18 protein-coding genes and 1 pseudogene are annotated in these 17,588 nt (G+C 70.0%); 12 read left to right on the plus strand and 7 right to left on the minus strand.

The annotated features are described in order from the left end of the window. Window positions 1-16: 16 nt before the first annotated feature. The 3 genes from KUM44_RS18875 to ilvA all read right to left on the minus strand — a co-directional run bounded on the left by KUM44_RS18875 (window position 17) and on the right by ilvA (window position 3,446). Window positions 17-823: an ABC transporter permease gene (locus KUM44_RS18875; RefSeq protein ID WP_217209204.1), complete on the minus strand. Its 807-nt coding sequence runs from the start codon at window positions 821-823 to the stop codon at window positions 17-19. 196 nt (window positions 824-1,019) lie between these two features. After that, window positions 1,020-2,000: an ATP-binding cassette domain-containing protein gene (locus tag KUM44_RS18880; protein ID WP_217209205.1), complete on the minus strand. Its 981-nt coding sequence runs from the start codon at window positions 1,998-2,000 to the stop codon at window positions 1,020-1,022. A 216-nt stretch (window positions 2,001-2,216) separates the two neighbouring features. Then, window positions 2,217-3,446: a threonine ammonia-lyase gene (gene ilvA / locus KUM44_RS18885; RefSeq protein ID WP_217209206.1), complete on the minus strand. Its 1,230-nt coding sequence runs from the start codon at window positions 3,444-3,446 to the stop codon at window positions 2,217-2,219. 163 nt (window positions 3,447-3,609) lie between these two features. On the opposite strand from ilvA, the gene KUM44_RS18890 reads away from it, so the two are divergent. The 3 genes from KUM44_RS18890 to KUM44_RS45525 all read left to right on the plus strand — a co-directional run bounded on the left by KUM44_RS18890 (window position 3,610) and on the right by KUM44_RS45525 (window position 4,944). Further along, window positions 3,610-4,116 (plus strand): MarR family winged helix-turn-helix transcriptional regulator, encoded by a 507-nt coding sequence (locus KUM44_RS18890; RefSeq protein ID WP_217209207.1) that lies wholly within the window; start codon window positions 3,610-3,612, stop codon window positions 4,114-4,116. A 109-nt stretch (window positions 4,117-4,225) separates the two neighbouring features. Then, the gene (locus KUM44_RS45520) at window positions 4,226-4,699 is read left to right on the plus strand and encodes a sigma factor-like helix-turn-helix DNA-binding protein (protein WP_308402657.1); all 474 of its coding nucleotides are present in this window, start codon (window positions 4,226-4,228) and stop codon (window positions 4,697-4,699) included. Next, window positions 4,696-4,944 (plus strand): hypothetical protein, encoded by a 249-nt coding sequence (locus tag KUM44_RS45525; protein WP_308402658.1) that lies wholly within the window; start codon window positions 4,696-4,698, stop codon window positions 4,942-4,944. The genes KUM44_RS45520 and KUM44_RS45525 overlap by 4 nt, the downstream gene beginning before the upstream one ends. A gap of 10 nt (window positions 4,945-4,954) precedes the next feature. Here KUM44_RS45525 and KUM44_RS18900 read toward each other — a convergent pair whose 3' ends face one another. Then, window positions 4,955-6,109, minus strand: a complete 1,155-nt coding sequence (locus KUM44_RS18900) for a cystathionine gamma-synthase (RefSeq protein WP_217209208.1) — start codon at window positions 6,107-6,109, stop codon at window positions 4,955-4,957. A 161-nt stretch (window positions 6,110-6,270) separates the two neighbouring features. On the opposite strand from KUM44_RS18900, the gene KUM44_RS18905 reads away from it, so the two are divergent. From KUM44_RS18905 to KUM44_RS18920, 4 genes are all read left to right on the plus strand, one after another. Then, window positions 6,271-7,389 carry a hypothetical protein gene (locus KUM44_RS18905; protein WP_217209210.1) on the plus strand — a complete coding sequence of 373 codons (1,119 nt, stop codon included), beginning with the start codon at window positions 6,271-6,273 and terminating at the stop codon, window positions 7,387-7,389. 112 nt (window positions 7,390-7,501) lie between these two features. Continuing rightward, window positions 7,502-8,167, plus strand: a complete 666-nt coding sequence (gene msrA / locus KUM44_RS18910) for a peptide-methionine (S)-S-oxide reductase MsrA (protein ID WP_217209212.1) — start codon at window positions 7,502-7,504, stop codon at window positions 8,165-8,167. After that, entirely contained in the window at window positions 8,164-8,760 is a 597-nt protein-coding gene (locus tag KUM44_RS18915; RefSeq protein ID WP_308402659.1) for a hypothetical protein, read from the plus strand. Before msrA ends, KUM44_RS18915 begins: the two co-directional genes overlap by 4 nt. 95 nt (window positions 8,761-8,855) lie before the next feature. Then, window positions 8,856-9,320 (plus strand): SRPBCC family protein, encoded by a 465-nt coding sequence (locus KUM44_RS18920; protein ID WP_217209214.1) that lies wholly within the window; start codon window positions 8,856-8,858, stop codon window positions 9,318-9,320. A 98-nt stretch (window positions 9,321-9,418) separates the two neighbouring features. Here KUM44_RS18920 and KUM44_RS18925 read toward each other — a convergent pair whose 3' ends face one another. Further along, window positions 9,419-10,357, minus strand: a complete 939-nt coding sequence (locus KUM44_RS18925) for a helix-turn-helix domain-containing protein (protein WP_217209215.1) — start codon at window positions 10,355-10,357, stop codon at window positions 9,419-9,421. 172 nt (window positions 10,358-10,529) lie between these two features. On the opposite strand from KUM44_RS18925, the gene KUM44_RS18930 reads away from it, so the two are divergent. Next, window positions 10,530-11,570, plus strand: coding sequence for an NAD(P)-dependent alcohol dehydrogenase (locus KUM44_RS18930; protein ID WP_217209216.1), 1,041 nt, complete (start codon window positions 10,530-10,532; stop codon window positions 11,568-11,570). A gap of 225 nt (window positions 11,571-11,795) precedes the next feature. Further along, window positions 11,796-12,179, plus strand: coding sequence for a VOC family protein (locus KUM44_RS18935; RefSeq protein WP_217209217.1), 384 nt, complete (start codon window positions 11,796-11,798; stop codon window positions 12,177-12,179). A 9-nt stretch (window positions 12,180-12,188) separates the two neighbouring features. On the opposite strand, the gene KUM44_RS18940 is transcribed toward KUM44_RS18935, so the two are convergent. Next, entirely contained in the window at window positions 12,189-12,959 is a 771-nt protein-coding gene (locus KUM44_RS18940) for a group II truncated hemoglobin (protein ID WP_217209218.1), read from the minus strand. A gap of 74 nt (window positions 12,960-13,033) precedes the next feature. Then, a complete protein-coding gene (locus KUM44_RS18945; protein ID WP_254389747.1) occupies window positions 13,034-16,309 on the minus strand; it encodes a S8 family serine peptidase in 3,276 nt (1,091 codons plus the stop codon). A 249-nt stretch (window positions 16,310-16,558) separates the two neighbouring features. On the opposite strand from KUM44_RS18945, the gene KUM44_RS18950 reads away from it, so the two are divergent. The 3 genes and pseudogenes from KUM44_RS18950 (at window position 16,559) to KUM44_RS18960 (ending at window position 17,209) form a co-directional block, all read left to right on the plus strand. Continuing rightward, window positions 16,559-16,795: a trypsin-like peptidase domain-containing protein gene (locus KUM44_RS18950; protein WP_217209219.1), complete on the plus strand. Its 237-nt coding sequence runs from the start codon at window positions 16,559-16,561 to the stop codon at window positions 16,793-16,795. Then, a pseudogene (locus KUM44_RS18955) lies at window positions 16,789-17,022 on the plus strand (Scr1 family TA system antitoxin-like transcriptional regulator); the annotation flags it as partial. The gene KUM44_RS18950 and the pseudogene KUM44_RS18955, both read left to right, overlap by 7 nt. Then, window positions 16,994-17,209: a DUF397 domain-containing protein gene (locus KUM44_RS18960; RefSeq protein ID WP_217209220.1), complete on the plus strand. Its 216-nt coding sequence runs from the start codon at window positions 16,994-16,996 to the stop codon at window positions 17,207-17,209. The pseudogene KUM44_RS18955 and the gene KUM44_RS18960, both read left to right, overlap by 29 nt. Window positions 17,210-17,588: the final 379 nt, after the last annotated feature.

Below are 17,588 nucleotides of genomic sequence, written 5' to 3' on the forward strand. Positions count from 1 at the left end.
CGAACAGGCCGAGTACTCAACCGTCTGCCCGGCGGTACTTGCGGACTGCAAGAGTTCGGAAAATCACGACGATCACGATCGAGTAGATCAACGACGCCCACACCGGGTGCTGCATAGGCCAGGCACTGGACTGGGACAAGCCGGGGTCACCAAAAAGCTGGCGGCACGCCTGAACGGTGGCACTGAAGGGGTTCCAGTCCGCGACGTGCCGAAGCCAGGGAGTCATCTGGCTGGAATCCACGAAGGCGATCGAAATGAACGTCACCGGGAAGAGCCAGATCAGTCCGCCGGAGGTGGCCGCCTCCGGGGTACGGACGCTCAGGCCGATCAGAGCGCCGATCCAGGTGAACGCGTACCCGAGCAGGAGCAGCAGGCCGAAGGCGCCCAGGATCTTCCCGAAGTTGGTCGGCTCCGCGGAGCCAGGCCGCCAGCCCACGATCAAGGCGACGATCGCGAGGACGAGCAACGTGACGCCCGTCTGCACCAGGTCAGCCACGGTGCGACCGGTGAGCACAGCGCCGCGCGCCATGGGCAGTGAGCGGAAGCGATCGATGAGCCCCTTGTGCATGTCGTCCGCGATACCAGCTCCCGCCCCTGCGGTGGCGAAGGTGACGGTCTGGGCGAAGATGCCCGCCATCAGGAAGTTCTTGTAGACCTCCGGGTCCGTGGTGTTGCCGATCTTCATCGAGCCGCCGAAGACGTACGTGAAGAGGACCACGAACATCACTGGCTGGATGACCCCAAAAAGGATCATCTCGGGAATCCGGGTCATCCGAATCAAGTTCCGGCGGGCGATGACCAGGGAATCGTTCACGGCACTCACTTCGGCTGCCCCTTCCCGCCACTCACTCGCCGGCCATGGGCTGGCGGCGAGCTGAGTCGAATCGAAGCTCCGTGAACAGGATTCGGGATCCGGGACATCCGGATCAGATTGCGCTTCGCGACGACCATCGAGTCCCGGACGGACTGGCTGAAGGGGTTCGTGGCCGGCGCGACCCGCACGGCGTCGGTGACGGCGCTCACTTCGCGGCCTCCTTCTTGTCGGTCTCCTCGTTCCCGACCTCCGCGAGGTGGCCCGTCAGTGACAGGAACACATCGTCGAGGGTCGGGCGGCGCAGGCCGATGTCGTCGATCTCGATGCCGCGGGTGTCGAGCTCGCGGATGACCTCGGCGAGGAGCTTCGCGCCTCCGGTCACGGGGACGGTGAGCTTGCGCATGTGCTCCTCGACCGTCGTGTCCCCCTTGCCGAAGCCGCGCAACACCTCCGATGCGGGCGGGATGTCGTCGCGCTCGTGCACCACGACCTCGACCCGCTCGCCGCCGGTGCGGGCCTTGAGCTGGTCGGAGGTGCCGGTGGCGATGACATGGCCGTGGTCGACGACCGCGATGTCGTGCGCGAGATGGTCGGCCTCTTCGAGGTACTGGGTGGTCAGCAGCAGGGTCGTGCCGCCGGAGACCAGCTGCTTGATGACCTCCCAGAGCATCTGGCGGTTGCGGGGGTCGAGGCCCGTCGTCGGTTCGTCCATGAACATCACGGGCGGGGAGACGACCAGGGCGGCGGCCAGGTCCAGGCGGCGGCGCATGCCGCCGGAGTAGGTCTTGGTGGGGCGGTCGGCGGCGTCGGCGAGGTCGAACTGGGCCAGCAGTTCGTCCGCGCGGGCCTTCGCCGCCTTCGCCTTCATCTGGTAGAGCTGGCCGACCATCTGAAGGTTCTCGCGGCCGGTGAGGTACTCGTCGACTGCCGCGAACTGGCCGGACAGGCCGATGGAGCGGCGGACGGCGTCGGGATGCTTCAGGACGTCGATGCCTGCGACGACCGCCGAGCCGCTGTCGGGGCGCAGCAGGGTCGTGAGGCAGCGGACGGCCGTCGTCTTGCCCGCGCCGTTAGGCCCGAGCAGGCCGAGGACCGTGCCCTCGGGGACATCGAGGTCGACGCCGTCCAGAGCCCTTACGTCACCGAAGGTCTTCACCAGGCCTTCGGCATAGATGGCACCTGGCATATGAATCTCCACCTCGTCGGGGAAACTTCGGAAAGCCTAGGTTTGCACTTTTCGTTCCGCCGGGTGACGGAATCACGAGACACGCCATAACGCGATGTATCGCGTCTCACAATGCACTTACCCGAATGAGTGACACGGGAGCTTCGACCTGCGCTTTCGCGTACTTTTGCGCACCACACCGCACCACACCGCACCGCACCTCAGCGCGGCGCCGCCTCAGCCGATGACGGTGTAGCCCGCCTCGCGCAGGGCCTGGCCGACCTCGACGCAGTGCGTGCGGCCCTTCGTCTCCAGGTGGAGCTCGACCTCCGCCTCCGTGAGCCCGAGCCGTGGGTCGGTCCGTACATGGCTCACATCGAGGACGTTGGCGTCGACCCCTGACAACACCCCGAGCAGCGTGGCGAGCGCGCCCGGCCGGTCGGTCAGCCGCAGCCGTACGGCCAGGTAGCGGCCCTGCGCGGCCATGCCGTGCCGCAGGACGCGCTGGAGCAGCACCGGGTCGACGTTGCCGCCGGACAGCAGCGCGACGACCGGCCCCTCGAAGGCCCCGGGGTCGCTGAGCAGCGCCGCGACGGGGCTCGCGCCCGCCGGTTCGACGACCAGCTTGGCCCGCTCCAGGCACAGCAGCAGGGCGGTGGCGATCTCGTCCTCGGTGACGGTCCGGACCTCGTCGACCAGGTCGCGGACGAGTTGGAACGGCACGTCACCGGGCCGGCCGACCTTGATGCCGTCGGCCATCGTCACCGGGTTGTCGACCGCGACCGGGTGCCCGGCCGCCAGCGAGGGCGGGTACGCCGCCGCGCCCGCCGCCTGCACGCCCACGATCCGCACGTCGGGCCGCAGCGTCTTCACCGCCATCGCGATGCCCGCCGCGAGCCCGCCCCCGCCCACACCGACGACGATGGTCCGCACCTCGGGGCACTGTTCGAGGATCTCGAGGCCGACCGTGCCCTGGCCCGCGATGATGTCGGGGTGGTCGAAGGGGTGGATGAAGACCGCGCCCGTCTCGGCGGCGTACTCCTGCGCCGCGGCGAGCGTCTCGTCGACCACCTGACCGTGCAGCCGCACCTCGGCCCCGTAGTCCCGGGTGGCGCTGATCTTCGGCAGCGGGGCGCCCTGCGGCATGAACACCGTCGAGCCCACGCCGAGCAGCGACGACGCCAGCGCGACGCCCTGCGCGTGATTGCCGGCGCTGGCGGCCACGACCCCCGCGGCCCGCTCCTCCGGCAGCAGCCCGGCGATCCGCACGTACGCGCCGCGCAGCTTGAACGATCCCGTCCGCTGGAGGTTCTCGCACTTGAAGTGCACCGGCGCGCCCACCAGCTGGGACAGGTGCCTGCTGCCTTCCATCGCCGTCACCCGCGCCACGCCCGTCAGCATCTTCTGGGCGCCCCGTACGTCGTCGAGCGTGACGGGAGGCAAGGAGTCAGCCGTGCTGTAGCTCATGACACAAGTCTCGCAGTTCACAGGCGCAAGGCCCTGTTGTGACCAAGCACCGAGATGGGTTTGCGCAGCGCCGGTACACCCCGCGTCCGGGCCGCGTACCCTGTCCCCCAACCCAGCACCCCCTTCATGAAGTGAGCCCCCGGCCATGCCCACAACACCTGAAATGTCGATGGACATGACGACCGTCTCCGACAGCGGTCTCCTCGACACGCTGCAACACGAGGTGGCGGTCTTCGCCCGCCGTGCCGAACAGACCCGGCTCGGTGGCGTGGGTCAGGTGCGCAACTCCATGGACCGCGCCGCATACCTGCTGCTCAACCGCCTCGACAAAGAGGGCCCCATGGGCGTCAAGGCGCTGGCCGCGAGCATGGGGATCGACTCGTCGACGGTCACCCGGCAGGTGGCACCGCTCGTCGACACGGGCCTCGTCAAGCGCACCTCGCACCCCGAGGACGGCCGGGCAGTCGTGCTTCAGCTGTCCCCGCGCGGGCAGTCGCGGCTGGAGGAAGTCCGCTCGTCCCGACGTCAGTTGATGGCCGAGCTGACGCATGACTGGGCCCCGGAGGAGCGCGAGGCGTTCTGCTCGCTCCTCACCCGCTTCAACACGGCGCTCTCCTCCCGGATGGCGGCGCAGGGAATCCCCGGCGCGGAGACGCCCACCGCGTCCTGAGGGGTGATCCGGTCCCGGCTCTTGACCCAGGCCGACAGCTGGCCTCATATGAAACCGGGTCCTCCTGGCGTGGGCCCGGTTCCTCAGGGTCGGTCAGGCAGGAGGGGCGGTGGGACGACGACGTGTGGTCCAGGACGCCCGCCGGGACCGCGAGTTCGAGGCGTTCGTCGCGGGCGCGGCCGGACGGCTGATGCATGCCGCCACGCTGCTCACCGCGGAGCCTCCCGATCACAACCCACACGCGCGGCGCCTGCTGACGCTGTCCCTGGCGCACACGTACGCGTGCTGGGACGGACTGCGCGGCGAGGACCCGTACGACCGCACGCGCGGCGACCTGGCCACCCGCTTCTCCCGTTCCACCTGGCGCCGCCCCCACCCGCACCCCGACAGCCCGCTGGCCCGGCTCTCCCCGCAGGAACGTCTGGTCCTGGTCCTGCGGCTGTACGAGGGGGTCGCCGAGGAACAGGCGGCGGCGCTGCTCGGCCTGCCCCGGGAACGCGTCCGGACGATCTGCGACCGAGCGGCAGCGCACCTGCTGCATCCGCGCAGCACCCCGCCGGTCGCGAAGGCGGTGTCGCCGTGAACCGCGCCCAACGCGAAGCGGCCGCACGCCAGATCATGGAGCGCACGCCGACCCCGGTCCCGCCGGATCTGTACCCGGAGGTCCTGCGGCGCGGCGCCCGCATGCTGCGCCGGAGAAGGGCCACCGCACGACTGATGTGGCTGCTCCTGCTCGGGGCGACAGCGGCATTCGTGATCTGGGCACTGACGGCCCGACCATGGGTGGAGCCGCCGTCGGAGACGACCCCACCCCTGACGGGCTGGTGAGCCGGGAGGGCTACCCGAGCGCCTGCTGAAGGTCCTCGATGAGGTCCTCGACGTTCTCGATGCCCACGGAGAGCCGCACGAGGTCGGCGGGAACCTCCAGGGCAGAGCCGGCCACGGAGGCGTGGGTCATCCGCCCGGGGTGCTCGATCAGCGACTCGACACCGCCCAGTGACTCGCCGAGCGTGAACACCTTGGCGCGGTTGCAGACCTCGACGGCCGCCTCCTCTCCGCCCTCGACCCGGAAGGAGACCATGCCGCCGAACGCCTTCATCTGCTTGGCGGCGACCTCGTGACCGGGGTGGTCGGGCAGGCCCGGGTACAGCACACGCGTCACGCGCGCGTGCCGGGTGAGCATGTCGGCGATCTTCGTGGCGTTCTCGCTGTGCCGGTCCATGCGCACCGACAGCGTCTTGGTCCCCCGCAGCACCAGCCAGGAGTCGAAAGGCCCGGCCACGGCCCCCATGGCGTTCTGGTGGAAGGCCAGCTCGTCACCCAGGTCCGGGTCACCGACGATCAGCGCACCACCCACGACATCGGAGTGGCCGCCCATGTACTTGGTCAGCGAGTGCACCACGATGTCCGCGCCCAACGACAGGGGCTGCTGGAGATACGGCGTGGCGAAGGTGTTGTCGACGACGAGCTTCGCACCCGCGTCCCGGGCGATCTGCGCTACGGCGGCGATGTCGGTGATCCCCAGCAGCGGGTTGGAGGGGGTCTCCACCCACACCACCTTGGTCTTCGGGGTGATGGCGGCCCGCACGGCACCCGGATCACCGGTGTCGGCGACCGACCACTCCACCCCCCACCGCGCGACGACCTTCGCGAACAGCCGGAACGTGCCGCCGTACGCGTCGTTGGGGATGACCACGTGGTCGCCGGGGCTGAGCAGCGTACGCAACAGGCAGTCCTCGGCCGCCAGTCCGGACGCGAACGCAAGCCCGCGGCGACCGCCCTCCAGGGCGGCGAGGTTCTCTTCCAGGGCGGTCCTGGTCGGGTTGGCGCTACGGCTGTACTCGTAACCGCCGCGCAGCCCGCCGACGCCGTCCTGCTTGTAGGTCGAGACCTGGTAGATCGGCGGGACGACCGCGCCGGTGAGGGGATCGGCGGTGTTGCCCGCGTGGATCGCCAGGGTCTCGAAGTGCTGACTGATGTGCCTGTCACTCATGGGCACCGAGCGTAGTCCGCGAACGACGGGGATGCGCCCACGGCAGGACTCGCGCCCACACCCACTCCCGGGCCCACCGCAACGGGCCGCCGCGGGTGTCCCGACCGACCGTCGGCGGCACCCGTTGGCCAATTGTCAGGCCTGTCTGGAACGCTGGAGGCATGGAGATTCTCTGGGTCCTGATAGCGCTGGTCATGCTCGGCTTCGTGGTGCTGCCGTTCATGCGGCGCAGGCGGGGCATGATCGAGCAGGTCCCCGCGGGGCACCCCGACGCCGCGGACCCGGCGAACTACGGCTTCGTGCGCCAGGAGGAGCTGGACGTCCGCATGCCCGGGCCCGACCAGGACCTGCTGGACGTCCTGGACCTGGTGCAGCGCACGCAGGACTACAAGGCGGCGTCCCAGCTCCTCGCGGGCACCGAGGCGGAGGGCGAGCTGCGCTGGCAGCGTGTGCAGGCCTTCGCCGGAGCCGCGTCGCTGGAGCTGCAACAGCGCCCCGGCGGGGTCGGTGAGTCGCCGGGCGGCCAGTGGCTGCGGGTGTGGCGCACCGAGCAGCCCAAGGACGCGGGCGGCGCGGCCGTGCACGCGGAGTTCCTGGTGCAGCAGGCGTGGCGGACGGCGACGCCGGGCACGGACGAGTTCCGGATCATCATGGAGGAGGCCAAGTCGGCGTGCGGCGACGCGGCGTTGCTGGCCCCGGGTGACCCGATCCCGTACATCGTCGAGCTGTCGGTGGCTCGCGGGCTGGCCTACCCCCGGCCGGAGTTCGAGCAGCTCTGGCTGAAGATCCTGGACCGGGCCCCGGCCCACATGGGCGCTCATCTGGCGGCCCTGCACTACTGGTGCGAGAAGTGGCACGGCTCGCGCCGGCTGGCGTACGACTTCGCGGAAGCGGCGGCGGCCCGCGCACCCCAGGGCTCCCTCCTCGCCGCGATGCCGCTGTTCGCGGTCTTCGAGCACCTGCCCGAGGTGAACCTGGTCAGCGGCTTCTACCAGAGCGAGGTCGTGACGAAGGCGATCCACGGCGCGCTGTTCGCGGTGCACGCGGCCCGCCACGACGACCCGATGCTGGCGCACGTACGCCACCTGCTGGTCTTCTTCCTGGTCCGCGGCGAGCGCTGGGCGGAGGCCATGGACCAGCTGATCCACGTCGACGGCCACGTCGGCGCGCTGCCGTGGACGCTCTCCCCGGACCCGGCGGCGGAGTTCGCGGTCTACCGAGCGCTGGCGGTGGCGGGCTACGAGGCCAACGGCGGGAGCCCGGCGCCCCTCCCGCACTGAGCCCCGCGACCGCCGCGACGCCGGGAAGGCGCGGCGCGGAATCTGCGGACCCGGCCGTACGTTGAAGGGGGTACCGCCCGGTTGGGAGGTGCCCCGCGAGGAAGGAACCCTCATGCTCTTCGGCCGTACGCCCGTCCTGCCCACCCCCGAGCAGGCACTGCATGGCCGTCCGGAACCGATCTTCACGGTCCCCGACCGCCACACGGTCCTCGGCAACCCGCTGCTCGGCCCCTACCCCGAGGGCCTGGAGACCGCCGACTTCGGACTGGGCTGCTTCTGGGGCGCCGAGCGCAAGTTCTGGCAACTCCCGGAGGGCGTGTGGACGACCCTGGTCGGCTACCAGGGCGGCTACACCGAGCATCCCACCTACGAGGAGGTCTGCTCGGGTCTGACCGGCCACACGGAGGCCGTCCGCGTGGTCTTCGACCCGAGCGTGATCTCGTACGAGCGTCTGCTGAAGACCTTCTGGGAGGCCCACGACCCCACCCAGGGCTTCCGCCAGGGCAACGACGTGGGCACGCAGTACCGCTCGGCGATCTACACCCACACCCCGGAACAGGCGAAGGCCGCCGAGGCCTCCCGAGCGTCGTACCAGAAGGTCCTCACGGGCTCCGGCCACGGCACGATCAGCACGGAGATCCTCCCGGCGGAGGGCCGGACCTTCTACCCGGCCGAGGCGTACCACCAGCAGTACCTGGACAAGAACCCGGCGGGCTACTGCGGGATCGGCGGCACCGGCGTCTCGTGCCCGATCGGCGTCGCCAGGGCCGACGGGTGAGCGACGGTGTCACACCGACGCGGTTGGCGCAGTTGTGGCGGGCCGCACGGCCGTCGGGCCCGCCTGTCGCCCACACCTTCCGCGCCATGTACACGGACACCTGGGTGCGCTTGCACAGCCTCCCCGGCTCCAAGCGGTACCCGGAGACCGAGGACGAGTACCGCATCGTGCTGGAGCGGTACAACACGGTCCTCGACGAGTTGTTCAGGGACCTGGACGTGTTCGTCGTGACCATGGACTGGTCGTACGCGCCGGACGGCCCCGCCGGTTGGCCGAGTCCACGCCAGGAGCTCCACCCCGGCAGCGTCCGCTGGTGGATCGAGTCGGAGCAGGACGACCCCGACCCGGCGTTCCACACTCACACCCGCCTCTACGCCGACCGGCGTCGCTGGCGGCACGGCTGTGCCGACGACCTGCTGCGTGCCGTCGCCGACGAGACGCTCGTGGAGGTCTTCTTCACCGACACGGAACTACGCCGGATCCACCATCCGTACGACGGTGGCGCGGACGTCGTCCTCGCGACGGCCGCCGAGCGCGACGAGCTGCGTGAGCGGCACGCCGCCTGGCTCCCCAGCCACACCGCCGGCCTCTGACACGCGGGAACGTCGCGGCGCCACCGCGGCACCGCGTCACCGGACCAGGCCCGGTCATCGGGCGGCGGTCGGTCCCGGCTGCTTTCATGGAGGGCATGACCAGCAGAAGCGTCGTCGTGGAGCGGCGCATCGCCGCAGGCCAGGGGCCCGTGTGGGAGTCCTTGACCGATCTGCGGGGCATGGCGCAGGTGCTCAGTGGGGTCACCAGCGTCGACGTGCTCACGGCCGGGGTCTTCGGTGTCGGCACGCGGTGGCGGGAGACGCGGCGCATGTTCGGCAAGGAAGCCACCGAGGAGATGTGGGTGACGGCCTGCGAAGCGCCCGAGCGCTATGTGGTGGAGGCCGAGTCGCACGGCACCCACTACATCTCGGAATGGCAGCTGCTGGCGGACGGCCCGACGGCGACGACGGTCCGTATGACGTTCACGGGCGTGCCCTCCGGCGGGGTCACGGGCCTGCTCGCCAGGCTTCTGGGCGGCGTGGGCGCCCGGGCGGTGAGCAAGGCCGTCGCGAAGGACCTGGAGGACGTCGCCGCAGCGGTCGAGGGCCGCAGACGCTGACCGCCCGGCCGGAGACCCCGGACCCCGCGCACCCGGCACCCGGCACCCGGCACCCGGCACCCGGCACCCGCGCAGGCTCGCCCGGCCCCAGCTCACACCTACGCCCCCGAAGCCCCGGCCCCCGGCCCCGACCCGGTCCCCGCCTTCGTCGCGTCCGCCCCCCAGCTGGCCAGCAGCCGCAAGGCCTCCGCCGACGCCGACCCCGGCTCCGCGTGGTACGTGATCAGGACCTGTTCCGTGCCGTCGGCGAGGCGGAACGACTCGAAGTTCAAGGTCAGCTCGCCCACCAGCGGATGCCGCAGATGCTTGACGCCGTAAGTCTTCTCCTTGACGTCGTGCGTGGCCCACAGCCGGCGGAACTCCTCGCTCTTCAGGGAGAGTTCGCCGACGAGGGCCGACAGACGCGGGTCGTCGGAGTGGCAGCCCGCGTCCATCCGCAGATAGCTGACCATGTCGGACGCCTTCTGGTCCCACTCCACGAACAGCTCGCGGTACTCGGGCCGCAGGAACACCAGTCGCGCCCAGTTCCGCTCCTGCGCCGGCAGCTCCGACCAGTCGCCGAAGAGCGCCGCCGCCATCCGGTTCCAGGCGAGGATGTCCGAGCGCCGGCCCGAGATGTACGCGGGCACACCGTCGATCGAGTCCAGCAGCTGCCGCAGCGCCGGCCGTACCTGCTCGGGCCGCGCGACCTGCTTCTTCTTGTGCTGCTTCGGCTTCGCGAGGTGCGTGAGGTGCGCGTGCTCGGCGTCGCTCAGCCGCAGCGCCCGGGCGATGGCGTCGAGGACCTCCGCCGAGACGTTGCGCCCGTTGCCCTGCTCCAGGCGCGTGTAGTACGCCACGGAAACCCCGGCCAGCTGCGCCAGCTCCTCCCGTCGCAGCCCCGGCACCCTGCGGTGCCGCCCGAAGTCCGGCATCCCGACGTCCTCCGGCTTCAGCCGGGCACGCCGGGTGCGCAGGAACTCGCTGAGCTCGGCACGCCGGTCGAGGCCGGCGCCGGTGTCGGCGGATCCGGATGCGGATGCGGGGGCTTCGTCCATGCCTCAAGTATTCCCGGTCGTACGCCCACGAGCCTGACCCCGCCAGTGGTAGGACCGGCGAACGTACGCAAAGCCGTGGTCTGGGTGGCCTCCGAAGCCTCCGGCAGGCTGGACACCGCGCCCAGGTCAGAAGGCAGCCGGGCGCGAAACCCCCTGCTAGGAGAACCCCGGCATGACCACTGTCGCTGCGTACGCCGCACCCGCCGCCAAGGCTCCGCTGGAGCGCACCACCATCGAGCGCCGTGCCGTCCGCGAGCACGACGTGCTGATCGACATCAAGTTCGCGGGCATCTGCCACTCCGACATCCACCAGGCCCGGGAGGGCTGGGGCGAGGCCATCTTCCCGATGGTCCCCGGCCACGAGATCGCCGGCGTCGTCTCCGAGGTCGGCCCGGGCGTCACGAAGTACCAGGTCGGCGACCGCGTGGGCGTCGGCTGCCTGGTCGACTCCTGCCGTGAGTGCGACAACTGCAAGGCCGGCGCTGAGCAGCACTGCACGGGCGGCTCGGTGGGCACGTACAACGCCGTCGGCAAGGACGGCGAGCCCACCTACGGCGGCTACTCGGAGAAGGTCGTCGTCGACGAGAACTTCGTCGTCCGTATCCCCGACGGCCTGTCCCTGGACGTCGCCGCGCCCCTGCTGTGCGCGGGCATCACAACGTACTCGCCGCTCAAGCACTGGGGCGCGGGCCCGGGCAAGAAGGTCGCCGTGATCGGCCTGGGCGGTCTCGGGCACATGGGCGTCAAGATCGCGCACGCGCTCGGCGCCGAGGTCACCGTCCTCTCCCAGTCGCTGCGCAAGAAGGACGACGGCCTGAAGCTGGGCGCCGACCACTACTACGCGACCAGCGACCCGAAGACGTTCGAGGAGCTCGCCGGCTCCTTCGACCTGATCGTCTCCACGGTGTCGGCGCCGCTGGACTTCGGCGCGTACCTCAGCCTGCTCAGGACGGGCGGCGCCCTGGTGAACGTGGGCGCCCCGGAGGAGCCCGTCGCGCTGAACCTGTTCTCGCTCATCGGCGGCAACAAGACCCTCGCCGGCTCCATGATCGGCGGCATCGCCGAGACCCAGGAGATGCTGGACTTCTGTGCCGAGCACGGCCTCGGCGCCGAGATCGAGCTGATCGACGCCGACCGGATCAACGAGGCGTACGAGCGGGTGCTCAGCAGCGATGTGCGGTACCGGTTCGTGATCGACACGGCGACGATCTGACAACCCGCCGCAGACCGGGGGCCCCGGAGCCGCACCGCTCCGGGGCCTCGGCAGTACGGGTGAGCCGCCGTGCCGGGCCTCCCCTGCCGGTCCTGGTGCGGGCGAGGCCGAGTACCTGAGGAGTAGGCCCACCCCCTTCTCAGGACCGATGTGCCGTGCTGCGGCCCCTGCCTAGCGTGAGATCAGGAGCCCGTCAGAACCGTGCACACGAGGAGGCAGCCCCCGATGACCGTCCAGCTCAACCACACCATCGTCGCCGCGCACGACAAGCAGGCCTCGGCCCGGTTTCTCGCCGACATCCTGGGCCTGGAAGTGAGCCCGCAGTACGGACCGTTCGTCCCGGTCGAGATCCCCAACGGTGTGACCCTGGACTACGCGGACTCCCCCGACGCCATCACGCCGCAGCACTACGCGTTCCTGGTGTCGGAGGACGACTTCGACACGATCTTCCACCGGATCCGCGAGGCCGGCCTGACGTACTGGGCCGACCCGTACCACCGCCGCGCCGGCGAGATCAACCACAACGACGGCGGCCGCGGCACGTACTTCGAGGACCCGAACGGCCACAACCTGGAGATCCTGACAAGGCCGTACGGCAGCGGTGGCTGACGCGGCCCGTCATCCCTGGTACGGCGGTGCCGCCCCCCAGTTCCACCGCGGCACCGGCTGCTCCGCCGGCGGCACCGCGTCCGGCCCCGAGAAGTACACGGCCAGCCGCGTCCCCCACTCCAGATAAGCCAGGAACGCCGAGCGGAACTCCGCGTCCGTCGGCAGGCCCGCCTCGTCCGCCGCGTCCTGGATGAGGTTGACCCAGCGGCGGCGCTGGGGCTCGGTGATGCCACGGCCCATGTGCTTGGCGACCATGTGACCATGACCGCCCTGGGTCTCGGAGTAGGCGGGCGGCCCCCCGAAGACCTCGCCGAGCCAGAGGGCCACGTGTTCCGCATGGGCGGGGTCCAGGCCGGCGAAGAGCGGGGCCAGGAGGTCGTCCTTGAGCACCTTGTCGTAGAAGACCGACGTCAGGCGGGCGAAGGCCTCCGCGCCGCCCGCCCAGGCGTACAGCGTCGGCACCGACGCGCCCGCACCGCGTACCGTCGTCGGCTTGTAGTGCCGCATCTCCTGGATGTACGGGATGTACGGGCGGATCTCGGCGAGGAAGCCGGGGAACAGCTCCGACGCGCGAAAACCCTCCATGTGGTCCTGTGTCGAGGTCCACGTGATGCGCAGGACGTAGTGCTCGAAGTCCTCCTCACAGCGGGCGAGTTCGTAGTCGACACAGTGCGGGGACGCGGCCAGCTGGGCCGCGGCGCGGGTGTAGGCGGCCAGGAACTCCGCCGACTGCTGCTCGGGGATGCGGTACCGGATGTATTCCACCGTGTGAGCCGTCATGGCCTCACGGAAACACGAAGGCCCGCCGGAAGCTGCACTTCCGGCGGGCGGTTCGCTGAGGGCCTACTTCCGGCCTACTTCCCGTAGTACGCGTTGTAGATCGAGATCGTCGACTTGTTGCCCTTCTTGTCGGCGATCTTGGCGTGGAAGGAGACGCCCTTGCCCTTCGCCGGGTTCTTCACGGTGATCTTGCCGTCCCTGACGTCGAGCTTCTTCCAGGTCTGGCCGTAGTCGTACGACACGTACACGTGCAGCGACTTCAGGTTGCTGCCCGCGGCCGCACCCACGACGGTGACCGGGAAGGTCTGGGTCCTGTCGGCCTCGACCCGGCTGTCCAGGCCCGTCTTGGCGTTGAAGCGGACGGTGGAGGCCGGGAGCCTGACCTGGTCGTCGGACGACCTCTTGGAGCGGAAGGTCCAGCTCGCGTCGATCCGTGTGGAGGCCGCCGCGACCTTGACGCTCCGCTTGGCGGAGGTCGTCAGCCTGTACTCGGCGTCCCCTGCCGGGACCTTGAACGTGCCTCCGCCGAACACCGTGTCGTCGTAGGAGCCGATCTTGGTGCCGTTGCGGTACAGGCTCGTGTTCGCCGAGGTGAAAGGCGACCAGCCGGCGTGCTTGCCGCCGTCGGCGAACACCGGCAGCTCGCCGTAGATCTCGTCGCCCTCACGGAACAGGCCGTAGTACTTGTCGAGGTGCGGGCCGATGACCGCCGTGTTGAAGGTGTTCGAGTAGCTCTGACCCGCCTTGTAGGCCTGCTCGTCGCCCAGGGAGTAGGTCAGGTCGACCACCGGACGGCCCTGGGCGTCCCGGCCGGCGAACTGCTCGAATTCCAACGACCACTTGATCTTGTCGGACGTGGACAGGTACATCGTCCGCGAGCCCGGCAGCTTCTGCTCGATCGGCTCGCTCATCACGCCGGTGTCGGGGAAGTTGCCGATGGCGAGCAGCGCGCCGGTCTTGCCGGATGCCGAGGCACCGAGGCCGTTCTTCACCTTGGCGAGTTCACTGGCCTTGAAGTGGCGGACCTTGTCGCCCTGGATCTTCTTGGCCTCGGCCAGCGTCGCCACGTTGTACTCGGTGTCGGCGCCCTTGGTCCACTGGCCGTTCCAGGTCTGGTTCAGGCCGCTCGCGACCTGCGGGCCGACGTGCGCCATGCGCAGGTTGGCGAAGGTGTCGACACTCATGGAGGAGCTGGCGCCCGCCGTGTCGTAGGAGTAGTCGATGGTTGCGGCCACCTGCTTGGCCCGCGTGTCCGGCACGGTGATGTCCGCCGGCTTGGTGGTGCGGGCGTCGAGCGTCACGGAGGTGTTCTTGGTGAGGTCCAGCTTCGGCTGCACCAGCCAGTCGAGCCCGCCCGCCGGGGACTCCGGGTCCTTGTCGATCACGGCGTCCAGCACATAGGAGCCCTTGGGCAGCCGCATCTTGGTGACCCCGGACTCGGTGACCGGCACGCGGTGTTCCGTGTTCGTCGACAGACCCGTGTACCCGAACAGGCGGGTGTTGTACTCGGGTGCCGGCCTGCCGTCCCGGCCGATGTGCTTGACGGTGAGGTCGTACGACTCCACCTCGCGCTGCACCCCGGCGGCCGTACGGACGCTCTGCCCGCCGCCCATCGCCGTGACGTACGCGGAGTAGGCGCCGTCGACCGTGCCGCCCAGCTTGGTGTTGACGGTCAGGGCGACGGAGGCCTTCCCGCCCGCCGGGACCTTCACGTTGGTCGCGCCCAGCTTGAAGAAGCCCGCGGGGGCCGGCCGGCCCTTGGGGTCGAAGCCCGTGGCGGAGAGGGTGAGCGTGACGTCCTCGGTACCGAAGTTGCGGTACGTCAGCTGCTTGGCGACCGGCTTGTCGTCGGTGTGCGGCCACTGCTGCACACCGAAGTTCACCGACGCCGGGTCGGCGATCACGGTCTGCTTGATGGCCTTGTCGACCTGGATACGGCCCGTACCCTGCTGGAACGGCGTGTACTTGCCACCCTTGGTGGAACCGGCCAGCGCGCCCTTGAGCTCGGCGTACGTCCAGTCCGGGTGCTGCTGCTTGAGGATGGCCGCCGCGCCCGCGACATGCGGGGTGGCCATGGACGTGCCCTCGATGGTCAGGTAGCCGGGCGGGTTCTCGCCTTCCTCCTGCTCGATGACACTGCCCTTGGCGGAGGCGGCCGTGATGTCCACGCCGGGCGCGGTCACGTCCGGCTTGATGCCGCCGTCGCCGATCCGCGGGCCGGTGCTGGAGAAGGGCGCGAGGACGTCCCTGTCGTCGACGGCGCCGACGGTGAGGGCGGCCTCGGCGCTGCCGGGCGAACCGACCGACTCCGGGCCGGAGTTGCCGGCCGCGATGGCGAAGAGCACTCCCTTTTCGGCGGAAAGCTTGTTGACCGCCGCCTCCATCGGGTCGATCTCGGGTGTGTCCCGTCCGCCGAGGCTGAGGTTGACGATGTCGGCGCCCTGCTCGACCGCCCACTCCATGCCCGCCACGATGCCGGAGTCGTCACCTTCGCCATTGTCGTTGAGGACCTTGCCGTTGAGGAGGTCGGCGCCGGGCGCCACGCCCTTGTACTTGCCGGCAGACCCCGCGGGAGATGCAGCGCCGGTGCCCGCCGCGATGGACGCGACGTGCGTGCCGTGACCGAACTTGTCGGTGGCGTCGGCGGCCGGGGTGAAGTTCTTCGACGCGATCACCTGGTCCTTGAGGTCCGGGTGGGTGGCGTCGACGCCGGTGTCCAGGACGGCGATCTTGACGCCCTTGCCGTCGTAGCCGGCCGACCACGCCTTGGGGGTGCCGATCTGGGCGACGGACTTGTCGAGGCTGGCCTTGCGCACGCCGTCGAGCCAGACGTGCGCGATGCCGGAGGCCGCCTTGTCGCCGTTGGTGAGCGCGTCCCACAGCTCGGGCGTGTCCTGGTGCGGGATCTGCACGGCGTCCGCGTTCAGGGACTTCAGGGCCCTGCGGAGCTTGCCCGAGTCCCGGACGTCCGCCTTGGTCCCGGCGGCGGCGCCCTGGTAGCCGACGATGACCTTCGGGCCCTTGGCCTGGGAGGCGCGGGTCGCGGACTTGTTCAGCTCGGTGACGTCGAAGAGACGCTGGTCGAGCTTGCCGGCGGCGATCAGCCGGGCCGCGTCGGCCGGGATCACCAGGGTGTGGCCGTCGGCCTTGCGAATCTGTACGGGTATGTGCCCGCGCCCCTTCGCCCGCTCCAGGCCCACCACCTGGCCCTTGGAGCCGACGGCGACCCGGTCACCCGTGATCAGGGTGATCCGGTGCGTGGACGCGGGCCCGGCGCCGGCCGGGCGCCGCTCCGGTTCGGCCGACGCCGGGCTGGTCATTCCCGAGGCGAGGGCCACGGCGGCCGCCATGGCGACGGAGGCCGCACATACGCTCTTGAGTTGTCTGCGCAAGATTCCCCCTTGCAGATGGTCCGGGTGAATTCCCCTTCACCCGGCCGGGAGAGATCATGTGCGCATACACGCCGCCCCCCGGAACACGCAGTATGCCGAGGGGTGATCAGGCGCCTCAAGAGATGAGAAGAAGGCGAGAGGCCCACCGGTCAACTGTTACGTGGCGGCGAGAACTCCGTTACGCAGTGCTCAAGTTACGCTCCCGCATTGCCCTTGACACTCACCTGTGCGCACGTGGTGGAGGCCGCTGAGCAGGGCCCCGGCAGGCAGGTGCGACTCGTCTTCCCCCATCTGCCGAACCAGCCCGAGGTGACCGGGGTGGTACTGGCCGACCGGTGGCGGGCATCGGCGAAGGAGGACATCGCTGTCGTACGGCTGGACCGTGTCCTGCGGGGTGCCGTGCCGTTGCCGATGAGGTCGGCGCAGGGGCGTCAGGGCCCCTGATGGCGGCCTCCAACATGGTCATGGCTTTCCCCGACGCACCCCCGCTGGTTTACACGGAGGCGTCCTACAGCGGGGACACCATCGACGATCCGGCCCTCGTGAAGCAGTACCGCAAGGCATACGATCGGCTCAGGGCCGTCGCGCTGTCACCAGACACGTCCCTCGCCATGATCAAGGCTGCGGCAGAGGATTACCGAAATGGCAAGCAACCGGATCGACTTGAGTGACGCTCTCTGGTTCAAGAGCAGCTACAGCAACGAAAGCGGCGGCGACTGCGTCGAGATCGCCGACAACATCCCCGGCCTCGTCCCCGTACGCGACTCCAAGGCCCCCGACGGCCCGGCCCTGCTCCTCACCGCCCACGCCTGGGCCCCCTTCATCACCGCACTCAAGCACGACGTGCAGCCCCTCTGAACTCCTGGCCGCCCCCTGCTCGACGGGTCCCGGTGCATGTGGCCGAGTCGGGCTTGCGGCGAGTGCCGACGGTGTACTTTCCTAGTAGCAGAAAAGCCCCCGCCACGGCGGGCAAGGCCGCGACAGGGGCTTCAGCTCAACAGGCGCTTTGGTGGAAGGCCCCTAAATCCTCTGGGGGCCTCCCGCTACCTGGCGAGCAGCCACAGCCACCACCTCCTCACGTGCCTGGCCCACCTTTCCGGCAGGCACCGGATGGTCCGGCACACGAGAGTCGGCTTTGGCTTGGCATGACGTCTCACTGGGCGCGCCTCCCTTTGCATAGGGAGGCGGCCTTTTTCATTGCCCGGAACCGCCCCGCTCGGGCCGGGCCCCGATGGGG

This window comes from Streptomyces sp. AC550_RSS872 (genome assembly GCF_019049285.1).
In the GTDB taxonomy this organism is placed as follows: Bacteria; Actinomycetota; Actinomycetes; order Streptomycetales; family Streptomycetaceae; genus Streptomyces.